At 68.3% G+C, this 8572-nt stretch carries 7 protein-coding genes and 1 pseudogene; 6 read left to right on the forward strand and 2 right to left on the reverse strand.

Going from position 1 to position 8572, the window contains the following annotated elements; translation table 11 throughout:
• The coding region (locus G3N94_RS37735) for a zinc-ribbon domain-containing protein (protein ID WP_205799310.1) at positions 1 to 181 on the forward strand (181 nt) is incomplete at its 5' end.
• Positions 182 to 283: 102 nt separating this feature from the next.
• On the opposite strand, the pseudogene G3N94_RS37740 reads toward G3N94_RS37735, so the two are convergent.
• Positions 284 to 802, reverse strand: a pseudogene (locus G3N94_RS37740) (GyrI-like domain-containing protein); the annotation flags it as partial.
• A gap of 264 nt (positions 803 to 1066) precedes the next feature.
• On the opposite strand from G3N94_RS37740, the gene G3N94_RS37745 reads away from it, so the two are divergent.
• The 4 genes from G3N94_RS37745 (at position 1067) to eutC (ending at position 6424) form a co-directional block, all read left to right on the forward strand.
• Entirely contained in the window at positions 1067 to 2527 is a 1461-nt protein-coding gene (locus G3N94_RS37745) for a mechanosensitive ion channel (protein WP_205799312.1), read from the forward strand.
• Between the two features lie 206 nt (positions 2528 to 2733).
• The gene (gene eat, locus G3N94_RS37750) at positions 2734 to 4146 is read left to right on the forward strand and encodes an ethanolamine permease (RefSeq protein ID WP_205799313.1); all 1413 of its coding nucleotides are present in this window, start codon (positions 2734 to 2736) and stop codon (positions 4144 to 4146) included.
• Between the two features lie 86 nt (positions 4147 to 4232).
• Positions 4233 to 5630, forward strand: coding sequence for an ethanolamine ammonia-lyase subunit EutB (locus G3N94_RS37755; RefSeq protein ID WP_205799314.1), 1398 nt, complete (start codon positions 4233 to 4235; stop codon positions 5628 to 5630).
• Positions 5627 to 6424, forward strand: a complete 798-nt coding sequence (gene eutC, locus G3N94_RS37760) for an ethanolamine ammonia-lyase subunit EutC (protein WP_205799315.1) — start codon at positions 5627 to 5629, stop codon at positions 6422 to 6424. Before G3N94_RS37755 ends, eutC begins: the two co-directional genes overlap by 4 nt.
• Before the next feature lie 48 nt (positions 6425 to 6472).
• Here the strand turns inward: eutC and G3N94_RS37765 are convergent, their stop codons facing one another.
• Positions 6473 to 7357, reverse strand: coding sequence for a LysR family transcriptional regulator (locus tag G3N94_RS37765; protein ID WP_205799316.1), 885 nt, complete (start codon positions 7355 to 7357; stop codon positions 6473 to 6475).
• Between the two features lie 147 nt (positions 7358 to 7504).
• Here G3N94_RS37765 and G3N94_RS37770 point away from each other — a divergent pair.
• The coding region (locus G3N94_RS37770; RefSeq protein ID WP_205799317.1) for an MFS transporter at positions 7505 to 8572 on the forward strand (1068 nt) is incomplete at its 3' end.

The following is an 8572-nucleotide window of genomic DNA, read 5'->3' on the forward strand; positions in this document are numbered from 1 at the left end:
TGCCGCCGCCGCGCCGCTGCGCCAGTGCGCGTGCGCGCGATGCGGCACGCTCAACGACGCGCAGGCACGATTCTGCACGCAATGCGGCGCCGCGCAGCAAAGCGCCGCGTGCCGCCGGTGTCACGCAGCGCTGGCCGCTGGCGTGCGCTTCTGTCCGGCGTGCGGCACGCACACGGGCTAGCGTCTGCTTTTGCCGGCAACGCGCGTTGCGTCGTCGACTCGCTTTCTCCGTCAGGCGGCCGGCGCAAGTCCGCCATCGGCACCTGACCGGGTCCGAAACGCGTCAGCGCAGCGGCAGGTGGATTTCGGTACGCAGGTCGGCCGGCGCCGCGTCCATCGGCGTGTTCAGGTACAGCTCGAACGGCGGCGCGTCGGCCGCCTCGCGGCCCGAGTCGCGCAGCCACTCGCCGTACAGCCACTGATACGTGGCGTTCAGGTCCGCATAGGGCCCCATGTGCAGCAGCACCGCATAGTCGCCGCCCGGCACGGTCACACGCTCGACGGGCGCCGTCGGCTCGACGTCCGGCGCGCCGTCGGCCGGCACGAAGCACGCTTTCGCGCGCAGTTGCGCTTCGGGTGTGGTGTCCGGATCGTCGAAGAAGATGCCGAGCATCTTCGTGCCGGCCCCGAACAGCCCGTGTTGCGCGACCCAGCCGCCGAGCTGCGCGAATGCGTCGCTGACTTTCATGTACGACCCCGTATGGCCGACCGCGTAGCCTTGCAGCGTCGGCAGGCGGCGGATCGACACTTCATGCTTGAACATGTCTTCTTCTCCATTCTGGAACGGTTGGATCGGGCGATGCCGAAGTCAAGGTAGCACGTCCCGCGTGGGTGAATCTGCCGAGTTACATAGTGCCGGCGTCACGCAAAATGGATCAAACCCCATTTCTTTTTTGAAATGGGGTCCCGTCCTTGCCGAACGTTGTCTAAAGTTAAAGACGGTGAAATCGGCTCAAGCCGTCATTTTTCCGGGTTAAGTTGCACGGGCGGGATAGCGCGTCATTTCGAAGTACGCAGGTAGTTCGTCGATCTTCAATCGCAACGCCACGTTTTCGGGAGAGAAGAAATGGATGCATCCAGCTTCATCACAACGCTGCAGACTACGCTAGGGGGGTACCTGCCGAAGATCGCCGGCGCGATCGGCATCCTGGTGATCGGCTGGCTGATCGCCGTCGTCGTGCGGGCCGGCACGCTGCGCCTGCTCGGTGCGCTGAAAGTCGATCAGCGGATCACCGACAGCACGGGGCAAGGCGCGTACGTCGAGCGGATCATCGCCGGCGGCCTGTTCTGGCTCGTGCTGCTCGTCACCGCGGTGGGCATCTTCAACGTGCTCAACCTGTATGCGGTGTCGAACCCGTTCTCGCTGCTCGTCACCCATATCGTCAACTACCTGCCGAACCTGATCGGCGGCGCGGCGCTCACGCTGATCGCGTGGCTGATCGCGTCGCTGTTGCGCAGCCTCGCGAACCGCTCGCTGAAAGCCTGCAAGGTCGACGACAAGCTGACCGAAAGCGCGGGCATGCAGCCGATGAGCGGCTATCTCGGCGACGTGCTGTTCTGGCTGGTAATCCTGATGTTCCTGCCGGCGATCCTGTCCGCGTTCGCGCTGTCGGGGCTGCTGTCGCCGGTGCAGGCGATGGTCGACAAGCTGCTCGCGATCGTGCCGAACCTGTTCGCGGCGGCGGTGATCGGCGTGGTCGGCTGGGTCGTCGCGCGCGTGCTGCGCGGGCTCGTCACGAACCTGCTGATCGCGGCGGGCGCGGACAAGCTCACCGAGCGCCTCGACAGCCCGACGCCCGTGCGCGTGTCGAGCTTCGTCGGCACGGTCGTCTACGTGTTCGTATTCGTGCCGACGCTGATCTCCGCGCTCGACGCGTTGAAGATCGACGCGATCTCGGGCCCCGCGACCAACATGCTGAACCAGTTCCTGTCCGCGGTGCCGGACATCGTCGCCGCGCTCGTGATCGTGCTCGTCACGTTCTACTTCGCGCGCTTCGTCGCGTCACTCGCGCAGAAGCTGCTGGTCGCGGCGGGCGTCGACGGGCTGCCGAAGGTGCTCGGCGTCGAGGCCGTGTTCTCGGGGATGCTGCAGCCGTCGGTGCTGGCCGCGCGGCTGATCGTGTTCTTCGCGATGCTGTTCGCCGCGGTCGAGGCCGCGAACCGGCTCGGCTTCTCGCAGGTGCGCGACGTGGTCACGCTGTTCATCGAGTTCGGCGGCCACGTGCTGATGGGCGGCGTGATCCTCGTGATCGGCTTCTGGCTCGCGGGCCTCGCGCGTCGCGTGATCCAGCAGGCGGACACGCAGCACGGCGTGCTGTTCGCGCGCATCGCGCAGTTCGCGATTCTCGGCCTCGTGTTTGCGATGGGGCTGCGCGCAATGGGCATCGCGAACGAGATCGTGCAGCTCGCGTTCGGCCTCGTGCTCGGCGCGATCGCGGTGGCGGTCGCGCTGTCGTTCGGCCTCGGCGGCCGCGAGGCGGCCGGCAAGCTGCTCGACCGCTGGTTCAACCAGCGCGGCGGCGAGTAAGTGGCCACTGAGTGGCCACTGATTGGCGGGCCGCGCGGCCGTTTCCGTAAGCGAAACGTCAGCGCGGACCTTTGCCGAATTTCGATAACACGTCGTTTAATGACTCACTAGCATCGATTCTCAGTCGTGCAGACCGACCCGGCGGACTTGCCATCGCGGCATGCCGCCGGACGGACACGCGGTCTGGCGCCCTTGAGGAGAAACCGATGAAAGCAGAGTCGAATGGCCGGCCCGCCGCCGGCGGCAAGTCGTCCGGCCAGCCCGCGCTGCAGCAGACGCTCGGGACCTGGCAGCTGTGGGGCATCGCGGTCGGCCTCGTGATTTCCGGCGAGTACTTCGGCTGGAGCTATGGCTGGGCGAGTGCGGGAACGCTGGGCTTCGTGGTCACCGCGCTGTTCGTCGCGGCGATGTATACGACCTTCATCTTCAGCTTTACCGAGCTGACCACGTCGATTCCGCATGCGGGCGGCCCGTTCGCGTATGCGCGCCGCGCGTTCGGCCCGACGGGCGGCTATCTCGCAGGCGCGGCGACGCTCGTCGAATTCGTGTTCGCGCCGCCCGCGATCGCGCTCGCGATCGGTGCGTATCTGCACGTGCAGTTTCCGGGGCTCGAGCCGAAGCACGCGGCGATGGGTGCGTATCTCGTGTTCATGGCGCTGAACATCGTCGGCGTGCAGATCGCCGCGACCTTCGAGCTCGTCGTCACGCTGCTCGCGATCTTCGAGCTGCTGGTGTTCATGGGCGTCGTGTCGCCGGGCTTCGCGTGGAGCAACTTCATGAAGGGCGGCTGGTCCGGCGCCGATCACTTCAGCGTCGGCGCATTCCACGGGATGTTCGCGGCGATCCCGTTCGCGATCTGGTTCTTCCTCGCGATCGAAGGCGTCGCGATGGCGGCCGAGGAAGCGAAGAACCCGAAGCGCTCGATCCCGATCGCGTACGTCGCCGGCATCCTGACGCTCGTTGCGCTCGCGATCGGCGTGATGGTGTTCGCCGGCGGCGCGGGCGACTGGACCAAGCTCGCGAACATCAACGACCCGCTGCCGCAGGCGATGAAGTACATCGTCGGCGCGAACAGCGGCTGGATGCACATGCTCGTGTGGCTCGGCCTGTTCGGCCTCGTCGCGTCGTTCCACGGAATCATCCTCGGCTATTCGCGCCAGATCTTCGCGCTGGCCCGCGAAGGCTACCTGCCCGAATGGCTCGCGAAGGTGCATCCGCGCTTCAAGACGCCTTACCGCGCGATCCTCGCGGGCGGCGTGGTCGGCATCGCGGCGATCTACAGTGACGAGCTGATCCAGTTCGGCGGCCAGACGCTGACCGCGAACATCGTCACGATGTCGGTGTTCGGCGCGATCGTGATGTATATCGTCAGCATGGCTTCGCTGTTCAAGCTGCGCCGCGCGCAGCCGAACATGGCCCGGCCGTTCCGCGCGCCGCTGTATCCGTTCTTCCCGGCATTCGCGATCGCCGCGGCGCTCGTCTGCCTCGGTACGATGGTGTACTTCAACGGGCTGGTCGCGATGGTGTTCGTCGGGTTCCTCGCGCTCGGCTACGCGTACTTCCTCGCGACCCGCGCGCAGCGTGCGGACGCACCGGGCGACGCGCTGCTGGAAGAATGAACGTGAAGGGCCGCTGAACGCACGATGCGGCATCCGGCGCGCCTGCGACAGCGGCGCGCCGTCGGTTTGGCAAGGAGACTCGCAGAATGTCCTACACGGAGACGATCGGTTCGCGCACCTACCGCTTCGCGGACCTGAAGACGCTGCTCGCGAAGGCGAGCCCGCTGCGCTCCGGCGACCAGCTCGCCGGCGTCGCGGCGGCAAGCGAGGAGGAGCGCGTCGCCGCGAAGATCGCGCTCGCGGGCGTGCCGCTCAAGGCGTTCCTGAGCGAAGCGCTGATTCCGTATGAAGACGACGAGGTCACGCGGCTGATCGTCGACGATCACGACGCGCAGGCTTTCGCGGAGATCTCGCACCTGACGGTCGGCGACTTCCGCAACTGGCTGCTGTCGCCCGCGGCCGACGGCGCCGCGCTCGAGCGGATCGCGCCGGGCCTCATGCCGGAGATGGTCGCGGCCGTGTCAAAGCTGATGCGCAACCAGGACCTGATCGCGGCCGCGAGAAAGCGCCGCGTCGTCACGCGTTTTCGCAATACGGTCGGCCTGCCGGGCCGGATGTCGGTGCGGCTGCAGCCGAACCATCCGACCGACGACGTGAAGGGGATCGCCGCGTCGATGCTCGACGGGCTGATGTACGGCTGCGGCGACGCGATGATCGGTATCAATCCGGCGACCGACAGCCTCGCCGCGATCGTGAAGCTGCTCGCGATGATCGACGGGTTTCGCGAGCGCTACCGCGTGCCGACCCAGTCGTGCGTGCTCACGCACGTGACCAACACGATCGCGGCGGTCGAGAAGGGCGCGCCGGTCGATCTCGTGTTCCAGTCGATCGCGGGCACCGAGAAGGCGAACGCGAGCTTCGGGATCTCGCTCGCGCTGCTCGGCGAGGCGCGCGAGGCCGCGCTGTCGCTGAAGCGCGGCACCGTCGGCAACAACCTGATGTATTTCGAGACGGGTCAGGGCAGCGCGCTGTCGGCGAACGCGCATCACGGCGTCGACCAGCAGACCTGCGAGGTGCGCGCGTACGCGGTCGCGCGCAAGTTCGAGCCGTTCCTCGTGAACACGGTGGTCGGGTTCATCGGGCCCGAATACCTGTACGACGGCAAGCAGATCATCCGCGCGGGGCTCGAGGATCACTTCTGCGGGAAGCTGCTCGGCGTGCCGATGGGCTGCGACATCTGCTACACGAACCACGCGGAAGCGGACCAGGACGACATGGACACGCTGCTCACGCTGCTGGGCGCGGCCGGCATCAATTTCATCATGGGGATTCCGGGCGCGGACGACGTGATGCTGAACTACCAGAGCACGTCGTTCCACGACCAGCTGTACGTGCGCGAGGTGCTCGGCCTGCGCCGCGCGCCCGAGTTCGAGGAATGGCTGGAGACGATGGAGATCGCCGACGCGCACGGCGCGCTGCGCGCCGCGTCGGCCCGCGTGCCGCTGCTGGCCGGCGCGAACGACTGGATGGGGCTGTCAGCATGAGCGATGTCGTCGAAAAGAACCCGTGGGGTCAGCTGAAGTCGTTCACGAACGCGCGGATCGCGCTCGGCCGCGCGGGCAACAGCCTGCCGACCGCGCCGCTGCTCGCGTTCAACCTGTCGCACGCGCAGGCGCGCGACGCCGTGCATCAGCCGCTCGACGCCGATGCGTTGCGGCGCGAGATCGAGGCGGCGGGACTGCCGACGCTCGGCGTGCAGAGCGCGGCGCCGGACCGCCAGCACTATCTGCGCCGGCCCGATCTCGGCCGCAAGCTGTCCGACGACAGCCGCGGGCTGCTCGCCGGTTACGGCGCGGCGCTCGACGATGCGCCGGACATCGTGTTCGTGGTCGGTGACGGTCTGTCCGCGTTTGCCGCCGCGAAGCAGGCGTTGCCGCTGTTGCAGGCGGTGCGGCCGCGGCTCGATGCGGACGGCTGGCAGATCGGGCCGGTAGTCGTCGCGCGGCAGGCGCGCGTCGCGCTCGGCGACGAGATCGGCGAGCTGCTGCGCGCGAAGCTCGTCGCGATGCTGATCGGCGAGCGGCCGGGGCTGAGCTCGCCGGACAGTCTCGGCGTTTATCTGACGTGGGCGCCGAAGGTCGGCTGCCACGACGCGCTGCGCAACTGCATCTCGAACGTGCGGCCGGAAGGGCTGCCGTACGACGCGGCCGCGCACAAGCTGCACTACCTGATCACGCATGCGCGCCGGCTCGGGCTGACGGGCGTCGGGCTGAAGGACGACAGCGACGCGCTGCTGCCGGACGTGGAAAAGGACATCGAGCACATCGGCGCGACGTGACGGCGAGGCGCCGCGCACGATGTCCGTCGGCCTTGCGGCGCCGCCTCGCTACTTGAACAGCCGCTCGCACAGAAAATCGACGAACACCCTGAGCTTCGGCGACAGTTGCCGGCTCGACGGCCAGACGATCGAGAACTGCCCGGGCGCGATCCGGTAGTCGTCGAGCACCGTGACGAGCGTGCGTTGCTCGAGCGCGTCGCGCGCGAGGAAGTCGGGCATGTAGCCGATGCCGAGGCTCGCGAGCACCGCGCCGCGCAGCGCCTCCATGTTGTTGCAGGTCATCGCGGTGCGCAGCTTCAGCGGCATGCCGTCGTCGGCTGCGAGCGCCCAGTCCTGCAGCTTGCCCGTGGTCGGGAAGCAGTAGCGCACGCAGTCGTGCGCGTCGAGGTCGCGCGGCGCGCGCGGCGTGCCGGCCCGCGCGAGATACGCGGGCGTTGCGCACAGCACGAACCCGAACGGGCCGAGCCGCCGCGACATCAGGCTCGAATCCGGCAGCGGGCCGCTGCGGATCACCGCGTCGAAGCCGCCTTCGACGACGTCCACCATCCTGTCGTTGAAATCGAGATCCAGCTCGACGTCCGGATAGCGCTGCCGGAACTCGGGCAGCACCGGCAGCAGGAACCGGTAGCCGATCACGGGCAGGCTGACGCGCAGCTTGCCACGTGGCCGCTGCGCGGACTCGGTCACCAGCGCCTGCGCGTCGCGGAAATCCTCGAGGATGCGCTGGCAGCGCTCGTAGAAGTGCCGCCCTTCGTCGGTGAGCGTCACGCGACGCGTCGTGCGGTGGAACAGGCGCACGCCGAGCGACTGTTCGAGCCGCGCGATCGTCTTGCCGACCGCCGACGCCGAGATGCCGAGCGCGCGGCCGGCCGCGACGAAGCTCAGCGTATCCGCGGCGCGGACGAACGCGACGATCCCGTTCAGGTTCTGCATCGATGCTCCGGTCGTGGCGCGGGTCGTTGAGATTCCGGAATTCTAGTCCGCTATATACGGAGTTCGACGTGGTTTTTCGCGGATTGAATCGGAATTATCTTCTTTCGCTCTGACGGCGCGCTCGCGCCGGGCTTTCGAGGAGCGATGATGGATCACACGTTTTCCGCGGCGGCGACGCGCCGCCGCACGTTCGTGCTAACTGCCGTGTGCATGGCCGCCGTTGCGCTGCCGCTCGCCTTTTCCGGCGGCGCGGTCGCGACGCCCGCGATCGGCCGCGACCTGCACGGCGGGACGGTTGCGCTGAACTGGATCACCAACGCGTTCATGCTCGCGTTCGGCAGCTTTCTGATGGCGGCCGGCGCGCTGGCCGACCAGTTCGGCCGCAAGCGCGTGTTCGCGATCGGCGTCGGCGGCTTCACGCTGCTGTCGGTCGCGCTCGCGTTCGCACCGTCGATGCTCGCGGTCGACCTGCTGCGCGCCGCGCAAGGCCTTGCCGCGGCGGCCGCGCTCGCGGGCGGCACCGCGGCGCTCGCGCAGGAGTTCGACGGCGAAGCGCGTACGCGCGCGTTCAGCCTGCTCGGCACGACGTTCGGCATCGGCCTCGCATTCGGGCCCGTGCTCGCCGGCTGCCTGATCGAGCGCTACGGCTGGCGCGCGATCTTCGTGACGGGTGCTGCGGCCGGCGCGCTGTCGCTCGGGTTCGGGCTGCCGCGCATGCAGGAGTCGCGCGACCCGCATGCGACGGGGCTCGACTGGCCCGGCACCGCGGCGTTCACGACCGCGCTGACGCTGGTCACGTTCGGCGTGATCGAGGCGCCGGCGCGCGGCTGGACGAGCCCGCTCGTGATCGGGCTGCTCGTCGGCGCGGTGCTGGGTGCGAGCGCGTTCGTCGCGATCGAGACACGCGTCGCACGGCCGATGCTCGACCTGTCGCTGTTCCGCATTCCGCGCTTCGTCGGCGTACAGGTGCTGCCGGTGTCGACCTGCTGTTGCTATATCGTGCTGCTCGTCGTGCTGCCGCTGCGCTTCATCGGCATCGATGGCTTCAGCGAGATCGGCGCGGGCGGGCTGATGCTCGCGATCTCCGCGCCGATGCTGGTCGTGCCGCTGGTCGCGGCGACGCTCACGCGCTGGCTGTCGGCCGGCGTGATTGCCGGGCTCGGGCTCGTCGTCGCGGCGGCGGGGCTCGTGTGGCTGGGCATTGCGCTGCGGGGC

The sequence above is a fragment of the Burkholderia sp. Ac-20353 genome, from assembly GCF_017104785.1.
In the GTDB taxonomy this organism is placed as follows: domain Bacteria; phylum Pseudomonadota; class Gammaproteobacteria; order Burkholderiales; family Burkholderiaceae; genus Burkholderia.

Bases quoted from the DNA above. Each gene is read 5' to 3' on its own strand.
- G3N94_RS37765 (WP_205799316.1), bottom strand. From the start codon at position 7,357: ATGCAGAACCTGAACGGGATCGTCGCGTTCGTCCGCGCCGCGGATACG.
- eat (WP_205799313.1), top strand. From the start codon at position 2,734: ATGAAAGCAGAGTCGAATGGCCGGCCCGCCGCCGGCGGCAAGTCGTCC.
- G3N94_RS37755 (WP_205799314.1), top strand. From the start codon at position 4,233: ATGTCCTACACGGAGACGATCGGTTCGCGCACCTACCGCTTCGCGGAC.
- eutC (WP_205799315.1), top strand. From the start codon at position 5,627: ATGAGCGATGTCGTCGAAAAGAACCCGTGGGGTCAGCTGAAGTCGTTC.
- G3N94_RS37745 (WP_205799312.1), top strand. From the start codon at position 1,067: ATGGATGCATCCAGCTTCATCACAACGCTGCAGACTACGCTAGGGGGG.